Below are 23,255 nucleotides of genomic sequence, written 5' to 3'. Positions count from 1 at the left end.
CCGAGAGGTGCTCGCCGCGCTGCATTGGTCGAACTGTTCAAGCTGCTCAAGCTTGCTCCACTGCCCGGCTGGGTGACGCCCGCGCTGATCGTCCTTGGCCTGGCGACATCGTTGGCGGAGACGGTCGGGATTACTCTCGTGCTCCTGTTCTTCTATTTCGCCATGGGTCAGGTGGAGCTTGCAACGTCGACCAGCGGCCTGCTGGGCGAAGCGCTTCGATATGCGGCGAACTGGTTTCACAGCTCGACCGAAACTGCCCTCGTGCTGCTCCTTCTCATCATTTCTCGTGGTGCTCTTTCCTTTGTCAACACATTGATCAGTGCGCGTGTCGGAGAGAAGATCAATGAAGTCGCGCGCAACCGCGTTCATCTGCAATATCTGTCAACTTCGTATTCGTTCTTCCAACGCCATGACGAAGCCTATCTCATGGAGGTGTTGGGAACCGAGACATGGGTGATCTCCGGGGCATACGCCAGTCTGACCCGCATTGTCGTGAGTTCGTGTTCGGTTTTTCTCTTCGCGTCTTTTCTGTTGGCGCTCTCGATCAAGGTAACGGTCGTCGCCCTCGTCGCCTCGATGATCATATCGGCGGGATTGCGCCATCTTTCGCTGCCAATGCAGCGATTGGGTGCCGGCGTAAAGCTGGTTCATCAAAAGCTGGGTGAGCATATGCTGATGACACTCCAGGGCATGCGAACGATCCGCGCGTACGGCCAGGAGGAGATTCACCAAAAGCGCTTCGAGCAGGCTTCGGCGCAGGCCCGACAGGTCGCGCTGCGCCTTGCGCGCCTATCCGCCCTGGTCTCGCCTCTGACGGAGGTGGGGTATCTTTTCGTGCTGTTTCTCGTAATCGCGTTCGCTGATCTATGGGGAATCGGCTTCGCGACCAGCCTGACCGCGGTCGCGTTGCTCTATCGATTGCAGCCGCATATGCGAGATCTGGAAGGGAACTTGCTGTATATGGCGCAGATCGAGCCGCAGCTTCGGTCCATCAGACACATGCTCTCGACAGGTGACAAGGAGTACCCGAACGCCGGGCACGTCGCCGTGGCTAAACTGGAGAACGGCATCTCATTTCGCAACGTGACGTTCCGCTATGATGCCGGTACCGACCCCGCTCTTTTGGATGCTTCGTTTGACATTCCTGCGGGCAAGACCACTGCGCTCATCGGAGCCAGTGGAGCGGGTAAGACCACGATCGTAAATCTATTGTTGCGACTCTATTCGGCAAACGAGGGTGTCATACGGGTTGATGGGCGATCCATCGAAGACGTTCGGCGAACCGATTGGCTCGGCATGCTCGCGATTGCGGGGCAGGATGTGGACCTGATCGAAGGCACGGTGATCGAGAACGTTCGGATGGCCAAGAACGACGCCTCCGAGGAAGAGGTTCGGCGGGCGCTACAGGTCGCGGGCGTTTCAGAGGTCGTCGAGGCCTTGCCGGACAAATACGACACCTGGATCGGACAGCACGGCCTGCGCTTCTCAGGCGGTCAGCGGCAGCGCCTTGGTCTTGCCCGAGCGATCGTGCGCAATCCGAAGTTCCTCATCCTGGACGAAGCGATGAGCGCCCTCGATCTGACGCTCGAGGACAGCATTCGACGCGCGATCCAGCTACAATTCAAGAGCCGAACCTTGTTGCTGATAACACATCGCCTGGATTCAGTGCGCGATGCGGACCACGTGGTGTGCATTGAAAACGGCCGGGTTCGCGCTGAGGGTCCTCCGGCGAAAGTCCTGGCGAGTCGAGGAGCGTGCGTAACAGGCACTTCGCAAGATGAAGTGCTCACATATCGGATGCGGAACACGGTTCCATAGCCGGAACCTGCTCGCCCGGTGAATGACCGGTACTGCCCTGAGCGTGCTTGTTGCAGATCAGCGCGGACTTCACGTCAGCCCGTAGCACTACGGTGTCTCCGCAGAAATCTCCAGGCCGTCAGCTGATTCTCGCGTCATGGGTCAAATTGCGTCGAATCCATAAGGCTCTTTTGAACGCGTGCATAGTTGTGTGCACGTAAAAGGAGCACGCAATCCATCATGACCATTATCAATGGAAGCGCCGGTACTGACGTTCTGTTTGGCGGTACCGGAAACGATGTTCTGACCGGAGGCGCAGGCAGCGATACTTTCGTTGTCTCGAAGGGATACGGCTCCGATACCGTCACTGATTTTCAGGCGGGCTTGGGCGGCGATGTGTTGCGATTGCAAAACTACGGCTTTGCGACGTTCGCCAGTTTGCTGGCAGCGGCCACCCAAGTGGGCTCCGATACGGTCGTAACGCTGTCGTCGACCGAAACCCTGACGCTGCAGAACGTTGCGCTTTCGACGTTGGTTCCAAGCAATGTCGCGCTGGACAATCCGCTGCCAGCGAGCGGAACGGCATGGAACTGGGCGGGTACCGTCGCCGCGGGCGGTACGCTGACGACCGGTGTGACAAATGACGGCATGGAGGCCGGCGGCACGGGCGTCACGCTGATCGGCGGAGCAGGTGACGACACCTACTATGTCTATGACCACAACACCAAGGTCGTCGAGCAGGCCGCAGAGGGTATCGATACGATCCGCGTCTGGAACATTAACGGATACAGCCTCGTCAATGCGCCGAACGTCGAAAATCTTGTCCTGACAGATAGCGTTCCGTCTCCCGCCACCGGCAATGATCTCAACAACTTCATTGCCGGCAATGCCGGCGACAACGTGATCGACGGCGGGCGAGGCAACGATGTGCTGACCGGTGGGGCCGGTCGCGACACTTTTATCGTGAGAGCGGGCAACGGCAACGACATTGTCACCGACTTTCGGGCCGGCGCGGGCGGGGACATCCTGCAGCTCAACAACACCGGCTTCAAGACGTTCGCCGACGTCACGGCGGCCATGAAGCCGGTGGGCACCGACCTTGTCCTGACGATCGCTGGCGGCGAAACGATAACGCTTGAAAACACCAGCCTTCAGAATCTCACGGCCGCCAATATAAACATCGTCAGTCCCCTGACCGGACTGGTCCAGACCTTCAACGACGACTTCAACACGCTCTCCGCCGGTCAGGATCCGAGCCTGACCTGGCGCACGAGCTATGCCTGGAGCGGAGCCGCAGGGTACGGGCTGGCCGGCGAACAGGAGGTGTATGTCGATCCCAGCTTTTCCGGGCTGCCGGCCGCCCAGGCATCAACGTCGCTCGGGCTCAATCCGTTCTCGATTCAGGACGGTCACCTCGTCATCACGGCGCAACCGTTGCCTGCGAGCGCAACGCCCTATACGGGCAGTGCCATATTTTCGTCGGGCATGATCTCGACCCAGAACAGCTTTACTCAGACCTACGGCTATTTCGAGATGACGGCCACGCTGCCCAGCACGAGCGGCGCGTGGCCGGCGTTCTGGATGCTGCCCAGCACGGCCAATAACCTCAATACTGAGATCGATGTGCTCGAAGCCTTTGGTCAGGATCCTGACCAGGCGCATTGGGCCATTCACTCGCCCTACGCGCCGGCGACCAATGGGGGCTGGGCAAATACAGCCAACCTGACCACTGGAGAACACACGTTCGCGCTCAAATGGACGCCTTACGACTTGACATTCTTCGTCGACGGGAACGAGGTCGCGCAGCAGGCCACGCCCGCCGACATGAATACGGCGATGTACATGATCGCCAATCTGGCGATGGGCGGGAGCTGGCCCGGCAACGCCGCTCCAGGATCGACGGCGACGATGACCATCGATTCGATCAAAGCCTATCAATTGCCGGAGTACACGCTTGCGAACTACACCCTGCTCACGAGTGGCACGCCGACCAACACGATCGCGGGAAGCGCAGCTGCGGACACGCTGAGCGGCACGTCCGGCAATGACCTGATCGGTGGTGCAGGAGGCAACGATGTCATGACCGGCGGTGCCGGCGACGACACTTATGTCGTCACCGATTCCGGTGCGAAGGTTATCGAAGCCTATGGCGGAGGCATCGACACGGTAAACGCCTCGGTGAGCTATACGCTTTCGAGCTACGTCGAGAATCTGACCCTCACCGGTTCGGCCGCCATCAACGCCACCGGCAATATTCAGTCCAACATCATCATCGGCAATGCCGCGGCAAACGTGATCACCGGCGGGCTCGGCAATGATATCCTGACCGGCGGCGGCGGTGTGGATAGTTTCGTGGTCAACTCCGGCGACGGTTCGGACATCATAACCGACTTTTCGCCGGGATCAGGCGCCGGACACGATGTCGTCCAGCTCAACGGCTTTGCCTTCACCTCATTCGCCGACGTGCGGGCGGCGATGACCCAGGTCGGAAGCGACGTCTGCCTGAAGTTGACCAGCCAGGACACCCTGGTGTTCCGCAACACGACGGTCTCGGCATTCACCAGCGACGATTTCCAATTGCCAGCAACACTCCCGGTCGGCGGGACGATCACGTCGTGGATCAGCGGGAAGGCGAGCAGCCGCATGGTGTACGGCACCGCGGCCAACGACAAGCTCTCGGCGGTCAATATCGATGATACGCTCGTCGGATGGAACGGCGACGATACCTACGTCATCGGAGGCGCGAACCAGAAAATCGTCGAAAATCCCGGCGGCGGCGTTGACAGCGTGGAGGCGTGGACGTCGTACACGTTGTCGGCAAACGTCGAAAACCTGACGTTGATGATGGGCGGGCTCGCGGGCGTCGGCAACCAAACGGCAAACCGTATGGTCGGCTCGAGCGGCGACGATTTCCTGGATGGCGCGGGCGGGAATGACTGGCTTTCCGGAGGAGCCGGAAACGATACGTTCATCTACAATGTAGCCAGCGGCAACGATACGGTCGCCGATTTCCACGTGTTCACGAGCGCGACTGCCGAACATGACAAGCTGATTCTGAAAGGCTACGATAGCGGCGCCTATTTGACCCATGTGAACGACGTTTGGACCGTTCACTACGCGGGTGGAGCGGACACGCTGCGCATCGCGGGCGTAACCAGCTTGACGTCGGCCGACTATTCATTCGTTTCCGCGACGAATTCGCCGATGGCGATGACATCTATCGCCGTGCCGACGATCTCGGCTGTCAACGACAGCGGCGCGATCGTGTCCGGCCTCACCAATACAAATCATCTGATCCTCACCGGTCGCGCGCAGGCAGGTGTAACCGTCAAGGTTTTCGACGGGACAACTCAGATCGGCACGGCGATCGCCGACGGTAACGGCAACTGGAGCATGGCGACCACAATGCTGGCCGAAGGCGGCCACGCCTTTGCCGCCGCGGCGATGGACGGTGTCGGCAATCTCACCGCGCTCTCAGCCGGGGTGAATGTCACCGTCGATACGGTCGCCCCGAACGTGCCCAAGCTCGCGTCGTTCTCGCCAGACAGCAACGTTGCCGGCGATGGCGTCACCAATGTCAACCACGTGAGTTTGACTGGAACCGCGGACGCCGGGAGCACGGTGCAGGTCTTCGACGGCGCGACGATGATCGGAACGGCGATCGCCGATACCAACGGAGCCTGGTCCTTTGCCACCGCAACGTTGGCGGACGGCAATCACATCTTTACCGGCAAGATCGCGGACGCCGCCGGCAACGTCAGCGCTTCCTCCGGTGCGTTGAACGTCACGGTCGATACGCGTGCCCCGGTTGCACCTGTCCTGACCTCGGGCGCACCTGGAGCTTCGAGCGCGACAATCGTGTCCGGCACGGCAGAAGCCGGAAGCACTGTCCGGCTGTACGAAGGCTCGACCTTGCTCGGCACGGGCGTCGCGGCGACGAATGGGGCCTGGAGCGTCACCACCGGATCGCTGACGGCAGGGCAACACAGCTTCACCGCGACCGCCACCGACATCGCCGGCAATTTGAGCCAGCTTTCGAGCGCTTTCAGCTCCGCCGTCGGTACGGTGATCGAAGCGACCGGCACGACAGCGCTCATCAAGTCGGGAAGCAATTTCTACCTTTCGACGGCCGGCTCATCGGTGATCTTGAAGAATGGCGGAACGGCGGTTGTTGCGGGGCAGCTTGGCGCATGGGTGCCGGTGGCTGCGGAAGCGTCGTCGAACGGCTATCTCGTCGGGTGGAAGATCTCCTCGACGGGCCAATTCGCGGTCTGGAGCACGGACAGCAACGGCAATTTCGCATCCAACTATCTGAACAAGGTGTCCGGCACCGACCCGGCACTTGAGTCGAGCGAGACCCTATTTCACCAGGATCTCAACGGTGATGGCGTGATTGGTCTTCCACCAACGCCTCAGAAGGTTTCAGGCACGACAATCGAGGCGTCCGGCTCAACCAGCCTGGTTCAGGTCGGCTCGAATTACCTGCTCGACGCGACGGCCAGCGGCGCGGGACCGACCTTGAAGTACGGCGGCGTAGCGGTTGTGTCGGGACAGTTCGGCGCTTGGACGCCGGTGGGCGTGGAGCAAACGACCAGCGGCTATGACGTGGCCTGGAAGATTCCGGCCACCGGCGAACTCTGTGTGTGGACGACGGACAGCAAGGGCAACTATGTATCGAACGTCCTGAACAAGGTGTCCCCGACCGATCCTGCTCTTAAAGCGGTCGAGACGACGTTTTATCAGGACCTGAACGGCGATGGTGTAATCAATACGTCATCGACTATCCTCAAGATCTCCGGAAATGTCGTATTGAATCTCGGCAATATGTCACAGGCCGCGGCGGTCGACCCCGGCGCCACGCTCGAATTGTCCGACGCCGCTTCCGGGTCGATCACCTTCAAGGCGTCGACCGGCAATCTGGTGTTGGACCACGCGTCGCAATTTACGGGAACGCTCATCGGCCTGACAGGTGACGGCACCGCGTCCAATTCCAACCATATCGACCTGAAGGACATCGCGTACGGAGCGGGAACGTCGGCGTCCTTTTCTGGCGATACAGCCGGTGGCGTGTTGACTGTGGTCGATGCTCAAAATCACACGGCACATATCTCGCTCGTTGGTGACTATACCAACTCGACCTTCAATCTCTCGAGCGACGGATCCGGGGGCACGCTGGTCATCGACCCTCCGAAGGCCGGCTTTGATTTTTCGACGGTTGCGCCGTCGCAGGCTCCTCTTACCGCACCGGCCGTCGGCACCGCGCGCCTGGGAGACGACGGGTTCGTGTTCGAGCAGTCCGCTATGCCCACCGCATATGAGGTAATCAACGAGGCTTTTCATGAATCGGCCAAGGCAGGGCTCCTCGTGGCCACCACTTATCCCGATGTTGACTCGATCCTTCATCCGGTCGACGCCGTTCACGCGGTAACCCCGATTGATGTCCATCGGGCGGAGTCGCATGACTTCATGCTTCGCTGAAGGTCTTTGCCTTTCGAACAACGTTGCGCAATGCGCGTTTCGCAAGTTCCCGTTTCCGCGCGAAGAAGATCATGGCGAGGAGATACGATGCATAGGCAAGCGCCAGCAGCGTAACCAGCCCAGCGAGAGAGTTTCCATCCAGCAATGAGATCATCGAAATCCTTGTGACGGCCGCCGCAACGCCACAACCGATCCAATGTGGGACAGTCGTCTTGACCAGGCTCCTCGTCGTCACCGGGCCATGACGACCAATAGATATCGCGTAAAGCGGCAGCACGACGGTGCAATTCACCAGCGTGTACGCCGCCGCGACGCCAAGCGCGCCCCAGGGAAGACCGACGAGGAATGAGGTCACGTTAATCAGGGCGGTCCAAACGCCTAGCCTGAAGTACTCGTGGCCACGGCTTTGACTGAGGAACAGCCAAGCTGCCGTCGCGGTTGCGACCTGGCTCAAGCCCGCAACACCAAGCCAAGAAAAAATCGTGGCTGCACCCACCCACTGCTCGCCAAGGAGAACTCTGAAGAGCGGCTCCGAGAGCAGGATGGCGAACACGATGCCCGGTTGACATATGAGCATAACCATGGAAAGGGCATCGTTGTAGGTGCTGAGATATCTCTCCTTATCGAAAAGAAGCCGCGAAAGCAGCGGGACAATCACCTGGCCGATCGGGTTGTGCAATTGGACGATCGGCAGCAGCAACAGCTTATAGGCCCGATCGTACAGGCCGAGTTCGTCGCCGCCTCGAAATTTGCCGATGAGAATGTTATCAGCATTTCTCGAGAGATAGTTGACGAGGTTGAATCCTGACACGTGCAGGCCAAATCGCGCCATGTGTCGCGTCTCGCTGTCCAGATGGGGATATCCAGGGCGATAACCGGAATAGGCCCAGATCCCGATTGTCGAAATGACCGTGAGAACGAGCGTGGACAGGTAAAGTGCCCAATAGTCTCTCAAGATGATCACGGCGGCGATCCCGGTGCCAACGGAAGCGGTTGTCGCAGCGACATCCAGGATTGCCAGCGCCTTGTACCGGGATTCCCTTGCAAGCAGCGCCGCCGGAACGGTCGGAAGGCCAGCAATGAAGCTTAGGCCGGCAATTGCGATCATGAGCTGTTGAAGCCTCGCATCGCCGTAGAACAGCGCAACCGGATGCGCGCTCAACGTCAGAACGAGAGCAGATGCCGCGGAAGCGAGCACCGACAGCCAGAACAGCGCATCGATCTGGCCCTTGGCGATTTCCGTGCGTTGAATGATGGCCTGTCCAACGCCGACGTCCTTGATGAGCCCGAGGAACGTTGCAGCCGTCGCAGACATGGCGAGCAGGCCGAAGTCGGACGGGGCAAGATTCCGGGTCGAGAATATCGTCAGGACAAAACCGGCCGACAGTTTCCAGGCCTGCGACCCGCTCGTTATGAGGATGTTGGTTACGGCCCGTGACTTGCTGTCTTTGTCCAACGAGCACACCCCCGCGATCTCAAACACCTCTTGCGCGGTCTTGCGCCTGCCAGCAAATGTCACGGGAAATCCAGCGCGCTGCACGAGGGAGATTCCGATCGTTTCCGGCTTTTAGCTTGGCCTCGACACGAACGGAAGACGTGATTGGACGATGTGGGATCGGCGAGCCTGCTCGAAACTCATTTCAGCGATGGCGGGACGTGCCAGTGTCAATGCGGACACTTGCGGTCACATCAATGCCCGCAGTTTGTCACATTTCGGTTCGCAGTGCTGAGGTTCCGTGAGATGATTTTGTGAGCACTCACACCAGCAGAGCAGGCTGCGCTTGCGATGTTTGCAGACCGCTAGTCATTCTATAAAGTTCGGTGGATCTCGATGGCGAAGCTCCGGAGGTCCGAGACGGGATGACGTTGTATACTGTTGCATCACGGCAAGGAGCGCGGTCTGGCATCGCGTCGCTTGCGGGACCTCTCTTCCTCCTTGCAGTAGCCGTCATTCTGTCTGCGATTTCGCGGCGGGCCGTCACGCATCTCGCGCGCTGGTCCGACATTTACGCTCTGGTGCTGGTTTGCTCGGCATTTGCCGGCGCGCTCGCCTTCAGCTCCATTCGCTACCGTGATTTCTCGCCGCCATTACGGATCACCGCCTTCGCGATCGGAATGACGATCTTCGTGCAGTTGCTGTTCGATTCATTGGGGCCCTTCGCAGGGCCGCCCAACATCCTGTTCGGTTCGGGCGACAAGATTCTGTTCTTCCGCTACGGTGCGGTGCTTGCAGTTGTGGCAGGAATAGCCGCGATCTGGCGTCCTTCATTTCTGGTGCCGCTATTCTACTTCTATCATGCGTGGCGCGAAATGGTGAGCATGGTGTCCGGCATCTTCGTGACGGAGACCGATTATCTCGGTATGCTCGACGTCGGTAACTTCGCCGTCCTTGGCGTGCTCGGCACGATCGTCCTTACCAGCGCCTGGGTGATGGATCGCGTGCCGTGGCTGCGGACCCTGTTCGCTTCCGCAGATAACGTGAAGCAACTTCGCGACCGCGCCTATGGGTTGATTTGGGCGTGCGCCGTCGGGGCGCATGTCGGCAGCTATTTCTGGTCGGGAATCGCAAAGCTGCAGGCTGGTGGCGAGAAGCCATGGACCTGGCTGTTCGCAAATCCCACGCAAACCTCAATCCTGATGGGACTCGAACGCGGCGACGCCCCGCTCGGCCTATGGCCGGGCGCGTTGCAGACGATCTGGGACGCGATCGTGAGTAACCAGCTGATTTTCAACGTCTTCGTGTTGGGGGCTCAGCTCCTATCGCCCCTGGCTGCTGTCTCGACGCGCGCGCTGTCGTTCTTCTGCTTGCTGTTCGACGTCTTCCACATCGGCGTGTACTTCACTCTCGGGGCTCTGTTCTTCTTCTGGATTGCGCTCAACTTGTTCATCGTAGCTGCGGCACGCACGCTGCCGCGTGATGGGTTCACCCCGGCGATGAAGGTTGTGATGGTCGTGACTGTCATCTGTGGCCGGTTCTTCTTCTACACCAATCACCTCGGATGGCTGGACGGGCCGAAGCTGGCAAGCCCGCGGCTTTTCGTCGAGACTCGCGATGGTCGCCAGGTTCTCGCGCCTTCCACGTATTTCGGCATCTACTCGTACATGATCGGGACCGGAACCATGTACATCCCTGAGAATCATTTCCGGGCTCGCGTTGGCGGCAACAACCACGATCTTGCGACTTGGCACGATGCGACCACCTGCGGCCCGGAGATCCTTCCGCGTCAGGACACGGGCGTGGCCATGGAGGCCGTGCAAAAATTGGTCCGCGAGACGGATCGCTTTTTTCGCATCTATCCCTGGGTGAAGGACAACAACAGCTTTTATGCCTATCCGCACCACATGCTGTCCAATCCATGGCTGTATGGCGAATTCAACAAGCTGACCATGGACGATATCGTCGCCTATCACTATGTGGTGGACTCAGTGTGCCTCGGCCTGGCGGAGGGCAAGCTTTTGCGGGACGTTCGGAAGCGAACGGATTATCGGATTGACCCATAGTGATGACGAGATCTGGGTGGTCTATGACGGCGACTGCCCACTATGCAGCCGCTATGTTCTGCTGTACCAGTTACGGGAGCGTGGGCAGCGCATTCACCTGATCGACGCGCGTTCGGAGCATCCGCTCGTCGGCGATATCCGCGCTCGCAACCTCGATCTCAATGAAGGCATGGTGGTTCGCAGGCGTGGGCGGTACTACCATGGCGCCGATGCCATGCATCTGCTGGCAACGCTTGCGGGTGAGGCGACTGTCTTCAATCGCCTCAATCGGCTGGTGTTCTCCCGGCCACGCCTCGCAAGGGCACTTTATCCGGCACTGGTACGTGGAAGGAAGCTTCTCCTTCGGCTTCTCGGCCGCAAGCTGATCGATGAGATCAATGCTCCGGAACACCGGATAACGGTCGGTCCTACCGACGAAAACATCAAGCACAACGACGGAGTCCGGTGACGATTGGAGGCAGGCTCCAGCGCCCCCTGTGTACAAGAAGCGGTGGGGCAGGTTATCGCATCGCGGCCTGATAGGCCGGAGAGAGACGCATCAGGCCGCAACGGACAAGGTCGTCGGATGATTGGTAGATCAGGCTTTTCGGATAGATGAGCTCGAAAGACCGATTTTGATCGAGCCGCTCTGCGTAGCGCTTATACTCGACCGATCCGAGATAGTAGTTCCCCTCGCTAACCGCGATTGCGACCTTATCGGTGAAGTCGTGGAGGAATTTGAAATGGAGCAGGGCGCCTGTGACATCGCCTGGCTTGCCCGGAGGAGCCATCAGGTGACCGGCGGCGATATAGCGCCGGCCGGGCAGCCAGCGCGCGAGCGGCACTTTAGTGAGCAGCGGTGGCTGCCAGCGCGTGATGTTAATTGTAGGCAGCAGCCGCGCCAGCCCGTATGGCTCAAGCAACTGTACAAGTGCGTCATAAACGGCGATCTTCGGCGGTATCGGTTCGTCATAAAACAGCCTCGCTCGCGCACCGCCCACCAGGTAGCTGTTCGGAAAGCCGCGCCGTCGGCGCTTCACATAGGTGTCTGAATCGAAGTAGGGGCAGAACGCGACGAGGCTCTCACCGGCTTGGTAGCGCTCCGGGCGTCCGAGCCAGCGTGGATACATATCGACCATCTCCGCCGTCATGCAATCGGCGCCGGTGCTCTCCAGATATCCGCACAGCCATCGAAGATCAAAATTTTCGCAACCGGGATAGACGAAGAGTTCGTCGGCGTCGAGCGTCAGCGCCCACCGTCCTGGCGCGAATTGGTCGAGCACGGCGCTGGTCCAACGCGCGCCACCACTTGATTCTGCAAAGGGTTCGCGGATCTCGAACACGTGAACGTCCGGCTGATCGAGCAGGAATGCTCGCGTGCCGTCATCCGAACGGTCATCGATCGCGAGGAAACGTTGGACCCCAAGCCGGCGATGATGGCGCAGGAATTCGGGTAATCGCAGCATTTCGTTGCGGAGCTTGCCGACAGCCACGATCTCATCGGGGCCGTAGTCGAGCGGGCGGGTATCAATCCGGTGAACGACCGGATCGGGACGCTGCTTGGCCCGTGATCGCGTTGGCGTCAAAAGCGCGACAGCCGCTTGACCCCTTACGATCAAGTCTTGCAACGCGTTCCGCGCGCCGTTACCGCCTGCCGCTGCTCTCGCCAGCACTTCCATTTTAAATTTCCAGCCAACCGATCACATCTGCATTGTCTACATAAAGACGGCGAATATAGGTGCTATGGAGAGTCATGTTGTCTCAGCGGGTTGATCTAGCATCATAAACCCGTGGGGAATATCGGCCGGCGGCTTCGCATCGGTTCCAAGTAAATTGCATTGCCATTTATTCCCAAACGTCCTGAGCTGTGTCGCGTCAGCTTGTCGCGGATTCGTCTCGTCTAAATGCATTTGGCCCGCTCGACTTGGTGCAACACAGCCATTCCGCTGAAGTTTCAACGAGCCGAAATCAAAATCAAAGAAGAAGTCTCCGCCACGCATTCACACGCGTATTCAGTCGGGTGTAGCAGATATTGTCGTTGAGCAGATTGGAGCTGCGGCCAACAGCGTCAGCGGAGCATCACGCGCGCAGGGGGATCATGCCGCGTAAACGACGCGCTCACAAACACCGGCAGGAATGCGGCCCTGCGGGATGGTCTGCATGAACTAAGCAGGTGCGGCGCTTCTACGGGAGGTTGTCACAGTGTACGGGCCTGCGACAACATTCTCGGTCGCCGCTCAGGAAGAGGTGTCTTAGGCTGCGATTTGCGATTCAGGCATCTGCGGTGATGCCTCCGACTGCACCTGGTCCAGCACCGAGAGGTTCGCGATGAGCAGATAGATCAGCAGGCTCGCGCAATAGACGACTTGCAAGACCACCGCGCTAGCGACGAATGCGATCGCGCCCGTCGCGAAACCCTGCTCGAGGCCCAAATACCATGCTGCAGCCAAGATTAGCATCGTTGCGGGAATAAGAGCATATGCGCGAAGAAAACGCCCCAGAAGAACACCCGCCACGGCGCTTGCGATCATCAGCACAACCAAATCTGCCCTCCTGCTCTCCGGACGCGTGACGGGCCGTATTGTAGCCACAGAACCGCTAAAAACATACCATTTTTACGCGGCCCCGGCCAGTCTTTACCTGCCTATGCTGCGGGCGGGCGGTTCCGCCGTAAAACGTGCTCTGTCATCGACCCGGTGCCCTGGATTCCCACCGGGATCCCGGAGCTCTCCTGCTGACAACCCGGTGCTTCTCGGTTCCAGGGGCTTACTTCCCACCCCGTCTCGGCAAGAGGCTGACACGTAAATGCGGTAAGAGGCTTGTGACCAGACGCTTCGGAGGAAAGGGCCCTAATCGCCCTGTTTTTTGCGCAGCAGGAGTCCGACCAGTTCTTCGAGGCTCTGCTCAATGTCCACGGACTGCAAGGATCCGGTATCGGGCTTGGAGGAATGCGGCTCGATCAAACGCAAGCTTGCGCCGGCAGGCCCGGATTTCACTGGCTTCGGCTCCCCAATTGATACGGGTCTAAACGACTCAAGCATGTCATAGTTCGCCTGCTCAGTTATTGCGGGTTGAGGTGTGGCGTATCGCGTCCTGGTGCTTTCATCGGAAGATGGCCGCCTGGTTCTGAGCGCAGGCGAAACGTAGGGCTGCAGGTTCAAGTACTCGGCGTGGCGCTTACGAGAGATCAGCTCACGCGTGCCGTAGCCGGCCGCGAAGCCAATCGCGAGCAGAACAGATATGATGAGGAGTCCAGCCATCAAACTACCAGCGCCCACGCATAATTCTGCCTCAGAGTTAACCTGTTACCGTCTATATCCCGTAGTTGATAGATGCCGTAATTGACGATTTGAAGGCACGTCGTTCGCCGTGTCCGGGGAGGGCTGCGCTCGCGTGAGGATCGCTTCCGACGAGTCGTGAGGTGTTCGCGATACGAGATATCCGCTGCATCCCTAGCGATGCGGAGACTTGCCTACTTGCTGGTCAATGCGCCTTCGGTTTGGCATCGCACTGTCGTGAGTGTGACGGCCGTCGGTTGACAGCTCGCTCAACGTAGCGAACATCGTAAAAAGGAAATCACGAAGTACCGAGATCGCCGCCTTGTCGTTACAATCTCCAGGTTCCGCCATCAAAGCCGATCGTCGCGCGGAGAAGATCGGCGCGGTCAACGGTTTTCGCGGACTCGCCATCTTGATGGTGATCCTCTTTCACTTGCTTGTTCCGTTTACATCCAGCGCGCCGGCGTTTCCCGGCGAACTTGATCCGAATGGTCTCCTAGCCATTGTCGCCAAGCACGGCTTCCTGGGTGTAAACATCTTTTTTGTGCTCTCCGGATTCGTTCTGTACCTGCCCTATCGCACAAAGAAGCGAGCCATCGGTCGGCTCGCCGACTTCCCGCATTTCTATTGGCATCGCGCAGCCCGGTTGCTTCCACTTTACTATACGGTCGTCCTCGTGACGGTTGCACTACATGCTAAGTCGCCCGCTGGATCGCACTCGTGGTACCTGGAGCTCGGCGGAATGTTATCTACGCTTTTCATTTTTGTGCCGCACGGGTTTATGCCCCCCTCCAATCCCGTATTGTGGTCCGTAGGCGTTGAGATCTGGTTCAGCCTTTTGTTTCCGCTTCTGATTCTTCTCACCGCGCGCTTCGGCCTCCGAAGGCTGTTGCTGTTGAGCGTCGTCATCTGCTCAGCTTTTGTGGTGGCTGGGCACCTTATCGCGGTGGATCGGATTGGGATGTTTCGCCCGTTTGTGGGCGGAATATTTGGGTCGTGTTACCAGTTCATTTTCGGAATGTTGGTGTGCGATCTCTTCGTCAAGTCCAGCGACAGCGCTTCACTCAGGAGATTTCACTCGCGCTGGCTGCTGCCCGGACTGCTGCTGATGATTGCCGCCATATATCTCAAGGATAACGGCCCCTGGGCGGTGAGCATTCTCTACGCCACGATCTTTTGCGCCGGGTTTGCCATGGTGCTGCTGGCGGTGTTGTGCGGGGCATGGTCCGCAAATCGCTTGTTCGAGGCGTGGCCAATTCAAGTCATTGGATGCATGTGCTACAGTATTTATGCGTGGCATTCGATCATCATGGTTGAAATGATTCCGCCCGATACGTCTCCGTTGCGAGACACGCTCCGACTTTCATTTCCGTATCTTGCAATAACGATCCTGCTAAGTGCCCTGAGCTACCGCTATATCGAATTTGGCCATCAGCGCGATTGGAGGTCGTTGTTCCTGTTGCGCAACTCCAATTCCGACGAACTCGCCGGCGCTGGGGTATCGCATCAGGGTGAGTCCAAACCGGTTGCTTCGTCTTGAGGCAAATTCGGAGCATCTAGCACTGCGAGTCGCAGGTATGTTCGGTGGTCCCGAGTTGACGGCAAGCTTTTGGTGCGGCCGCGCCTATCACGCCCCTCTCTTCTCGAACCTTTGCAGCTGACCATTGCGCCTCCGCAGAGCTGGGGCGCTCGCGGAAGGGCCGGTCACGGGGGGAGCCTTCAAGATTGAGACGTGGGGGGACGGCCTCACTTAAGAGGCCGGCGGCGCGCGGGCCACCGTCGGGCTAGCCTCCCACAATTCGAGCGCCACCCGCAATGGCGTGATCTGCAGTTTCGCCCACTAGGCGCGATGCCAGATCGCGCCCGCAACATGATAGCTGAGCGGGGCCGCGACGGCGCGTAGGCCATGAGCAGCGAGGCCAGTTCGTCCGAGAGCGGCCAGATACAGCGCAAATCATCAATCACGACAAGTTCGGCAGGTATATCGATTAGGATCTGCGCCCCATGGCCTCGAGCCGCTGCCAGTGATCGCGAGGCGTTTACGGCCGGCAACCAGCCCGCCCGAGTGCATCGTGGTCGGCACCTTCGACGAGCGGCCGCAAGATAATGGGCGACATCTATCGTCCGCTGTCGCTGAACCAGGACCTGATGTTTAACGCGCGCAGCACCGCCGAGGGGATCAGGTATGCCGCCAACGCGTTCCTGCCACCAAGATCACCTTCATCAACGAGGTCGCTGACCAACGAGGGCATCGGGCGTTCGTCGCAGGCTACCAAATCATGCGAGCTGATCGTCGCCCGCCTCATGCAGGGGCGGGCGAAATCATTTCCGATGCGATATGATCCGCTCGCGCGAGGACGTCGAGCTTGCCTCTCCACCTCGCTGCTGTGACGGAGAAAGTCATGACTGACGATACGCACACGATCCGCAGCGGCTCGCTCACCGCGACCGTCAAGGCGCACGGCGCCGAGCTCTGCTCGCTGAAGGGCGGCGGCACCGAATTCCTTTGGCAGGCGGGGCCGGAATGGCCGCGTCACGCGCCGCTGCTGTTTCCGATCGTCGGGCGCCTTGCCAACGACGAATTGCGACACCAGGGCAAGACGTATCGGATGACGCAGCACGGCTTTGCCCGCGACAGTCGCTTCGTGTGGGCGGAACGCGGCGAGAGCCGCTGCACCCTGGTGCTCGAGGACAACCAGACGACGCGCGCGCTCTATCCATTCCCGTTCCGGCTCACGGCGGCCTATGCGATCGATGAGTGCGGCCTCGATCTGACGCTCACGATCGCCAACACCGGCAAGGAGACGTTGCCGGCGTCGATCGGCGGTCATCCCGCGTTCAATTGGCCGCTGCAGCCCGGCGCGGCCAAGGAGAGCTATGCACTGACCTTCGCGAGCGCCGAATCGTCTCCGATCCGCCGTCTGGAAGCTGGATTGCTGCGCCCCGTGGCGGAGCCGAGCCCGGTCAAGGGCACGTCGCTTCCCTTGTCGGATTCCCTGTTCGTCGACGACGCCATCATCTTCGACCGCATCGAGAGCGGTTCGGTCCGCTATGCCGCGGCGGGTGATGCGTCCAACGGGCCACGGCTGAAAATGTCCTGGCGCGGATTTCGCGAGCTCGGCGTCTGGTCGAAACCGTCAGGCGCGCCGTTCCTCTGCATCGAGCCCTGGCGCGGCTATGCCAGTCCCGCCGGCTTCAAAGGCGAGTTCACCGACAAGCCAGGACTGATGCACATCGCAGCTGGCGCGGAAGAGCAATTATCGTTCCGCATCGAGGTCGGATCGTCCTGAGGCCGGCGAGCTGATCGACGATGCCTAGACCTCGATGCGCGTGAGATCCTCGCCGAGCACGACCGGTCCTGCATAGTCCCGCCTGACGTCATCGAGCAATGCGGTCAGCATGGCGTCGTCGGTGCGCGGACGGTGATGGGTCAGCGCGAGCTTCTTGACGCCGGCCTTGGCCGCGATCTTCCCGACGGTGTCGCCGCAGGCGAGCGTGTGTTTCGCAAGCCGGCGGAAGTGCTCGTTGTTGATCTCGGGCGTTGCGAGAAAGCAGACCTGGACCAGCAGGTCGGCGCCTTCGGCCAGGCGCTCCAGCCCCGGGCAAGGGACCGTGTCGCCGGAAATCGCAATGACCTTACCCTCGGCCTCGAAGCGATAGCCGAGACACATCCAGCGCGCCAGGAAGGCCGGCGACATGTCGAGGCCGTCGCCATGCGAGACCAGTTCGGCGCTGATCTTCCAGCGACCGGTATCGAGAACGGGACCCGGCACGATGTCCGTTGCGGCGACAGGCTTCCAGCCGCCGAAGGTCGGCTCGCCCTGGTCGCGCCAGGCGATGTCCTTGTCGTAGACCTGGGTGACCAGCGTGTTGACGAGCCGCTCGGTGTCCGGCGGTCCATAGATGCGCAGCTCGTCCTTGCGCCCGTGCATCCACGAATTCAGCATCACGTCGTAGAGATCGCCGATGTGGTCGAAATGGTGATGGGTGAGGAAGACCGTGTTGATGGCGCCGAGCGGCACGCCCGCCTTGTGAAGCTGCACCATGACGCCACGGCCGGCGTCGAACAGGATGTTCTCCTCGCCAAGCCTGATCAGCGTGGTCGTCGCCATGCGACGCGGGTCTGGACGTGGGCCGCCGGTGCCGAGCAGTATGACCTCCATAAGCCACCTCCGAGTGCAGGCTTTTTTGGACGCACAGTAGATGCGAAGCTCACGGGGGAGCAAGCCGCCGCGGGGTGCCCGAAGTGCAATCTGATTTCCGAAAATCGGAAGTCGGTCGTGCGCGATGGTGCGCGAAATGAGAATTGTGGGCCAATTCATACTAAATACGTTGAGAGCAGACCAATATTGTTTGCGCGTGACAACGCGCCTAGTATTGCGGCAGGCAATTTCGGGGGCTCGAACAGGCTGTGAATGTCCGTTCACATGACAGCGCGACGCGCGGCGACTTGACTTCGCAGGTCGGATCGCAGGTCCACGGGACATCCAGGACCGTGACGGTTTCCGCACGTCAGGAATCGCGTCCGGCCGGCCGCGAGCGGCTGATCGTCGTCGAGGACGATCCGGTGACACGGACCATGCTGGTCGACTATTTCAGCGACAACAATTTCGATGTGGTCGGTGCCGGCTCCTGCACGGAGTGCCGTCAGGCGCTGCGCGCGCGCACTGATCTCGTCTTCCTCGACGTGCAACTGCCCGACGGCGACGGCTTCGAGCTCGCCAAGGAGATCCAGGCCGCCGGCAACGTGGGCATCATCTTCGTGACGCGGCGCGACACCGATGTCGACCGTATTCTCGGCCTCGAGGTCGCCGGCGACCATTACGTCACCAAGCCGATCAACCTGCGCGATCTGCTCGCGCGTGCGCGCAGCGTACTGCGGCGCCGCTCGATCGACCGCAAGGCGGCGCGCAACCACAATTCGATCGCCTTCGGCGACTGGATCATCGACCTAACCCGGCGCGAATTGCTCGGCAATGACGGCAAGCCGGTGGCGCTGACGCGCGCCGAATTCGACCTGCTCGCGGCGCTCGTCGGCGCCGACGGCAGGCCGCTCAGCCGCGACTATCTGATCGAGGTCGTCAGCAACCGCCAGGCCGACGTCGACATCCGCACGGTCGATGCGCTGGTGGCGCGGCTGCGCCGCAAGCTGGTCGGCAGCGGCACGCCCGTGATCGCGACCGTCACCGGCGTCGGCTACAAGCTCGCGCTCAGCGAGCGGCTGTAGAACATGATCCGGACAAGTGTGCAGCGGTTTTCCGGTAAGATCACGCACAGACCATAGCAACATCGCCTTCAGCGCGATGCGACGCGCTTCCAACGGGCTTCGATGCGCGCCTTGATCTGGCTGACCCTGGCCTCGTGGGCGGCCCAATAGGCGCGGCTGGCGGCTGCGGTGCCTTGACGATAGCGGGCATAGACGGCTTTGGGCTGCACCGGCATCTTCGGGCGACTCGTCGGTTTTGCGGGCGCCGCAGCCGCGGCCGCAACCGCGGGCGTCGGATCCGGAGCAGCCGCAGCTTCGGGGCCTGCAGGCATCGCGCTCATCGCGACAAGCCGGTTGCGGGCCCGGTTGCAATAGACCTGCGACCGCGCGGTCATCTCCTCTTCGCCATGACCCGCTCGGTATTTCATCAGGGCGCGGCAGAGGTCCCCGCCCGAAAGACGCCAGGCCTGGCTGAGATAAAGCACCCCGTAATGGATGTTGACGTCGGGTTCGGCCAGCTCCGCGTTGCTGCCGTGGAAGCCCAGCATCGCCGCCGTCTCGGGACGCACCTGCATCAGGCCGATTTCGCCCGCGCCGCCGATGATTGCGGGGTTATAGCCGCTTTCGACGAAGACGACCGCCTCGGCGATGTCGGCCGGCAGATTGGTGCTTTTGGTTTCCCGCTCGATGATCTTCCGGATCATCGCGCGCGACGACGGCGTTTCGCCGGCGCCAAGTTCGGTCCCCCCGTCGCCCGCATGCGCGCCGATCGGAGCCGACACGAGCAGGACGACCGCGATATGCCTCCATGTCGCGCCGAGAATGAAGCGTGCCAGATACCGCAGCATGGGCTTGTCATAGAGCTCCGGAGTTAACAAACCGGCTCTGGCGCGTCTGTCACTGCCGCGCGCGGGCGCTCTGGTCGATGGATCTGGCCTGCGATGGCTCGGCCAGCTGGTCATCGACCGCATAGAGCGTGCAACTGGGCGACCATTTCATGCAGGCCGCCAGCGAGTCGCGCCGGGCCTCCTCAGTCGTTGCGCGGCCGGTGCGCCAGCCGTAGCCGCCGTTCGGCGACACCGCGAATGCCTTGTGCGGCAGCAGGCTGGCGAGATAGCGCGCGAACTCGGCCCGCGCGGCCTCGTTGAGCTTTGGCGGTGGCGGCAGCGGATCGGGCAGGCTCAGGAGTTCACCGCCGAGCCCGCGCTCGCGCAGGAAGGCGTCGAGATACGGTGTCCATTGCGGCCGGCCCGCGACCGAATAGAGATAATGGCCGTCGTCGCCGTAAGCCGGCGCCGCCACGAACCTCGCATTGCCGCCACCGGCGCGAAACCCGTCATGGAGGCGGCGCGCGAGGTCGGGACCGAAATAGGAGTCGTTGCTCGCATAGACCCACAGCATCGGCACGCGCGAGCTCTTGCCGAAGGTGGCGAAGGCCTGCACCAGCCCCTCCTCGTTGCAGACATCGTCGTCGTCGCGCGAGCCGCGGCCGCCGGCGAAGTTCATTGCGGCGACGAGACCGGGCGGAGCCTGTGCGCTCAGCGCCACCGTGGCGAGGCCGCCGGCGGAATGGCCGGCCGCGATCATACCGGAAATCGTGACGTCGCCCCGGTGCGCCATCGCATCGATTGCGGCGCGCAGATCGGCAACTGCGACGGCGGCCGCCGGCAGGTACGCCGCCTTTGCGCAACCGCCGACGCTGTCGACGCGCCCGCCGGGCGAGGTGCCATAGCCGCGCCGCATCACGATCAGCGCCGCAAAGCCGCGCCGGGCGTATTCCAGCGCAATGCCGTAATATTTGTGCGCCGACATGGTGGCGCGGTCCTCGAACTTGCGCGGCGAGCCGTGGCTGAGCAGCGCCAAGGGATAGCGCTTCGTCCCCGCAGGTCGGACCAGGAAGGCCTCGAGCCCCTGCGGTCCGGCCTCCGCCATCGGGATGCGAAGGTCCTCGGTGTAGAACTCCGCGGCGCGCGCCGGTGCGCCGGCCAGGATGAGGCCGGCGATCAACACGAGCAGCTTGCGCGAAGGGATCATGAGACGATTCGACGGGTGGTGGTGCCGAGCATAGCACGAACCCGCTACACCGCCTTCACCACCCCCAAGGAACGCCTTCCCCCTCGCGCGTGTTGTGCCCTTGGCGGGGGCCGGGCCGATGCTATGGTGTCCCGCACTCACGACAGGACGAGGATATTTCAGTGGCAGAAGTCGATCCCGCGGCGGGCAAGCAGGCCTCGCCGGACGTGCTCACCAATATTCCGCGGCTGGTGACGGCCTATTTCGCCAACAGACCGGATGCATCGGATCCGGCGCAGCGCGTGGCGTTCGGCACGTCGGGCCATCGCGGCACCTCGTTCAAGAACACCTTCAACGAAGGCCACATTCTCGCGACCACGCAGGCGATTTGCGATTACCGGAAGGAGAAGGGCCTGACCGGCCCGCTCTTCATCGGCATCGACACCCATGCGCTGGCCGAGCCGGCGCTGGTCAGCGCCGTCGAGGTGTTCGCCGCCAACGGCGTCGAGGTCATGATCGACAAGGACGGCGGCTACACGCCGACGCCGGTCATCTCGCATGCGATCCTCACCTACAACAGGGGCCGCAGCAGTGGCCTCGCCGACGGCGTCGTCATCACGCCCTCGCACAATCCGCCCGAGGACGGCGGCTACAAATACAATCCGCCCCATGGTGGCCCGGCCGATACGGATGTGACGGGCGTCGTCGAGAAGCTCGCCAACGCCTATCTCGCAGGCGACCTCGAGGACGTGAAGCGCATCGACTATGCCAAGGCGCGCAAGGCCGCATATGTCCACGCCTACGACTTCGTCACGCCTTACGTCGCCGATCTCGGCAATGTCGTCGATCTCGACCTCGTCAAATCCGCCGGCGTCAAAATCGGCATCGATCCGCTCGGCGGCGCCGCCGTGCATTACTGGCATCCGATCATCGAGCGCTACGGCCTGAAAGCCTCAGTGGTGAACGAGGCGATCGACCCGACCTTCCGTTTCATGACGGTGGACTGGGACGGCAAGATCCGCATGGACTGCTCCTCGCCTTACGCGATGGCGAGCCTGATCGCCATGCGCGACCGCTTCGACGTCGCCTTTGCCAACGATACCGACGCCGACCGCCACGGCATCGTCACGCGCACCGGCGGGTTGATGAATCCGAACCATTATCTGGCGACCGCGATCTCCTACCTGTTCGCGCACCGTCCGGATTGGGGCAAGGATGCCGCGATCGGCAAGACCGTGGTGTCGAGCTCGATCATCGACCGCGTCGCCAAGAAGCTCGGCCGCAAGCTGGTGGAGACGCCAGTCGGCTTCAAATGGTTCGTCGATGGCCTCGTCACCGGCGGCTTCGGCTTCGGCGGCGAGGAGAGTGCAGGGGCCTCGTTCCTGCGCCGCGACGGCGCGGTGTGGACCACCGACAAGGATGGCGTCATCCTCGGCCTGCTCGCTGCCGAGATCATGGCCAGGACCGGCCGCGATCCCAGCCAGATCTTCAATGAGCTCACCGCCGAGTTCGGCATGCCTCATTACGCGCGCATCGATGTCGCCGCCACCGGGCCGCAAAAGAACATCCTGAAGTCCGTCACGCCGGAGCAGCTCGGCCTCAAGGACCTCGCCGGCGATCCGGTTCGCGCGACGCTGAGCAAGGCGCCCGGCAATGGCCAGCCCTTCGGCGGCATCAAGGTCGAAACCGATTTCGGCTGGTTCGCCGCGCGGCCGTCCGGCACCGAAGACGTCTACAAGATCTACGCCGAAAGCTTCCGCAGCCCCAAGCACCTGAAACGGATTCAGGAAGAAGCTCAAGCGGGGTTGGCGAAGGTGTTCGCGGCGTAGCTCTCTGGCGCAAGCGCCCCTCTTACCCCTCCCTTGGAGTCCCTTGAGCGCGGGCCGCATGCTCCGCTTGGGCCGCAGTCACCGCTGTCATTCCCCGCGAAGGCGGGGAATCCAGTACTCCGCGGCGGTCATTGGTTCAGGCAATTTCCGCTGCGGAGTACTGGATCGCCCGCC

Annotated in this window: 15 protein-coding genes and 1 pseudogene; 9 read left to right on the top strand and 7 right to left on the bottom strand. The window is 61.3% G+C overall.

The features are described from left to right. The first annotated feature begins 24 nt into the window (after positions 1-24). On the top strand, positions 25-1,818 hold the full coding sequence (locus XI05_RS19345; RefSeq protein WP_271504615.1) for an ABC transporter ATP-binding protein: 1,794 nt from the start codon (positions 25-27) through the stop codon (positions 1,816-1,818). A gap of 219 nt (positions 1,819-2,037) precedes the next feature. Further along, entirely contained in the window at positions 2,038-7,275 is a 5,238-nt protein-coding gene (locus XI05_RS19340; RefSeq protein ID WP_271504612.1) for an Ig-like domain-containing protein, read from the top strand. On the opposite strand, the gene XI05_RS19335 is transcribed toward XI05_RS19340, so the two are convergent. Beyond that, complete coding sequence (locus tag XI05_RS19335) at positions 7,262-8,794, bottom strand: lipopolysaccharide biosynthesis protein (protein ID WP_271504610.1); 1,533 nt, start codon at positions 8,792-8,794, stop codon at positions 7,262-7,264. The genes XI05_RS19340 and XI05_RS19335 overlap by 14 nt on opposite strands. A 341-nt stretch (positions 8,795-9,135) precedes the next feature. On the opposite strand from XI05_RS19335, the gene XI05_RS19330 reads away from it, so the two are divergent. Continuing rightward, complete coding sequence (locus XI05_RS19330; RefSeq protein ID WP_271504607.1) at positions 9,136-10,776, top strand: hypothetical protein; 1,641 nt, start codon at positions 9,136-9,138, stop codon at positions 10,774-10,776. Further along, positions 10,766-11,224 carry a thiol-disulfide oxidoreductase DCC family protein gene (locus XI05_RS19325; RefSeq protein ID WP_271504604.1) on the top strand — a complete coding sequence of 153 codons (459 nt, stop codon included), beginning with the start codon at positions 10,766-10,768 and terminating at the stop codon, positions 11,222-11,224. Before XI05_RS19330 ends, XI05_RS19325 begins: the two co-directional genes overlap by 11 nt. 52 nt (positions 11,225-11,276) lie before the next feature. Here the strand turns inward: XI05_RS19325 and XI05_RS19320 are convergent, their stop codons facing one another. From XI05_RS19320 to XI05_RS19310, 3 genes are all read right to left on the bottom strand, one after another. Beyond that, the gene (locus XI05_RS19320) at positions 11,277-12,434 is read right to left on the bottom strand and encodes a glycosyltransferase family 2 protein (protein WP_271504600.1); all 1,158 of its coding nucleotides are present in this window, start codon (positions 12,432-12,434) and stop codon (positions 11,277-11,279) included. Between the two features lie 573 nt (positions 12,435-13,007). Next, positions 13,008-13,298, bottom strand: coding sequence for a hypothetical protein (locus XI05_RS19315; protein ID WP_220004001.1), 291 nt, complete (start codon positions 13,296-13,298; stop codon positions 13,008-13,010). A 306-nt stretch (positions 13,299-13,604) separates the two neighbouring features. Beyond that, positions 13,605-14,015 (bottom strand): hypothetical protein, encoded by a 411-nt coding sequence (locus XI05_RS19310; protein WP_271504597.1) that lies wholly within the window; start codon positions 14,013-14,015, stop codon positions 13,605-13,607. Positions 14,016-14,355: 340 nt separating this feature from the next. Between XI05_RS19310 and XI05_RS19305 the strand changes: the two genes are divergently transcribed. From XI05_RS19305 to XI05_RS19295, 3 genes and pseudogenes are all read left to right on the top strand, one after another. Then, on the top strand, positions 14,356-15,573 hold the full coding sequence (locus tag XI05_RS19305; RefSeq protein WP_271504594.1) for an acyltransferase family protein: 1,218 nt from the start codon (positions 14,356-14,358) through the stop codon (positions 15,571-15,573). Between the two features lie 520 nt (positions 15,574-16,093). After that, positions 16,094-16,273: pseudogene (locus tag XI05_RS19300) on the top strand (UDP-glucose 6-dehydrogenase); the annotation flags it as partial. Between the two features lie 162 nt (positions 16,274-16,435). Beyond that, positions 16,436-17,323, top strand: coding sequence for an aldose 1-epimerase family protein (locus XI05_RS19295; protein WP_271504591.1), 888 nt, complete (start codon positions 16,436-16,438; stop codon positions 17,321-17,323). Positions 17,324-17,347: 24 nt separating this feature from the next. Here the strand turns inward: XI05_RS19295 and XI05_RS19290 are convergent, their stop codons facing one another. Then, positions 17,348-18,196 (bottom strand): MBL fold metallo-hydrolase, encoded by an 849-nt coding sequence (locus XI05_RS19290; RefSeq protein WP_271504589.1) that lies wholly within the window; start codon positions 18,194-18,196, stop codon positions 17,348-17,350. A gap of 248 nt (positions 18,197-18,444) precedes the next feature. Here XI05_RS19290 and XI05_RS19285 point away from each other — a divergent pair, with 248 nt between their 5' ends. Next, the gene (locus XI05_RS19285; RefSeq protein WP_271504587.1) at positions 18,445-19,260 is read left to right on the top strand and encodes a response regulator transcription factor; all 816 of its coding nucleotides are present in this window, start codon (positions 18,445-18,447) and stop codon (positions 19,258-19,260) included. 68 nt (positions 19,261-19,328) lie between these two features. Here the strand turns inward: XI05_RS19285 and XI05_RS19280 are convergent, their stop codons facing one another. Both XI05_RS19280 and XI05_RS19275 read right to left on the bottom strand, forming a co-directional pair. Further along, positions 19,329-20,087, bottom strand: coding sequence for a lytic transglycosylase domain-containing protein (locus XI05_RS19280; RefSeq protein WP_442869297.1), 759 nt, complete (start codon positions 20,085-20,087; stop codon positions 19,329-19,331). A gap of 49 nt (positions 20,088-20,136) precedes the next feature. Further along, entirely contained in the window at positions 20,137-21,273 is a 1,137-nt protein-coding gene (locus tag XI05_RS19275) for an alpha/beta hydrolase family protein (RefSeq protein ID WP_271504582.1), read from the bottom strand. A 161-nt stretch (positions 21,274-21,434) separates the two neighbouring features. On the opposite strand from XI05_RS19275, the gene pgm reads away from it, so the two are divergent. Continuing rightward, positions 21,435-23,081, top strand: a complete 1,647-nt coding sequence (gene pgm, locus XI05_RS19270) for a phosphoglucomutase (alpha-D-glucose-1,6-bisphosphate-dependent) (protein ID WP_271504579.1) — start codon at positions 21,435-21,437, stop codon at positions 23,079-23,081. Positions 23,082-23,255: the final 174 nt, after the last annotated feature.

It is taken from the genome of Bradyrhizobium sp. CCBAU 11357, from assembly GCF_028128865.1.
Taxonomy (GTDB): Bacteria; Pseudomonadota; Alphaproteobacteria; order Rhizobiales; family Xanthobacteraceae; genus Bradyrhizobium.
This window is presented reverse-complemented; position numbering and strand designations above follow the sequence as displayed.

Bases quoted from the DNA above. Each gene is read 5' to 3' on its own strand.
- XI05_RS19340 (WP_271504612.1), top strand. From the start codon at position 2,038: ATGACCATTATCAATGGAAGCGCCGGTACTGACGTTCTGTTTGGCGGT.
- XI05_RS19330 (WP_271504607.1), top strand. From the start codon at position 9,136: ATGACGTTGTATACTGTTGCATCACGGCAAGGAGCGCGGTCTGGCATC.
- XI05_RS19320 (WP_271504600.1), bottom strand. From the start codon at position 12,434: ATGGAAGTGCTGGCGAGAGCAGCGGCAGGCGGTAACGGCGCGCGGAAC.
- XI05_RS19310 (WP_271504597.1), bottom strand. From the start codon at position 14,015: ATGGCTGGACTCCTCATCATATCTGTTCTGCTCGCGATTGGCTTCGCG.
- XI05_RS19295 (WP_271504591.1), top strand. From the start codon at position 16,436: ATGACTGACGATACGCACACGATCCGCAGCGGCTCGCTCACCGCGACC.
- XI05_RS19290 (WP_271504589.1), bottom strand. From the start codon at position 18,196: ATGGAGGTCATACTGCTCGGCACCGGCGGCCCACGTCCAGACCCGCGT.
- XI05_RS19280 (WP_442869297.1), bottom strand. From the start codon at position 20,087: ATGCTGCGGTATCTGGCACGCTTCATTCTCGGCGCGACATGGAGGCAT.
- XI05_RS19275 (WP_271504582.1), bottom strand. From the start codon at position 21,273: ATGATCCCTTCGCGCAAGCTGCTCGTGTTGATCGCCGGCCTCATCCTG.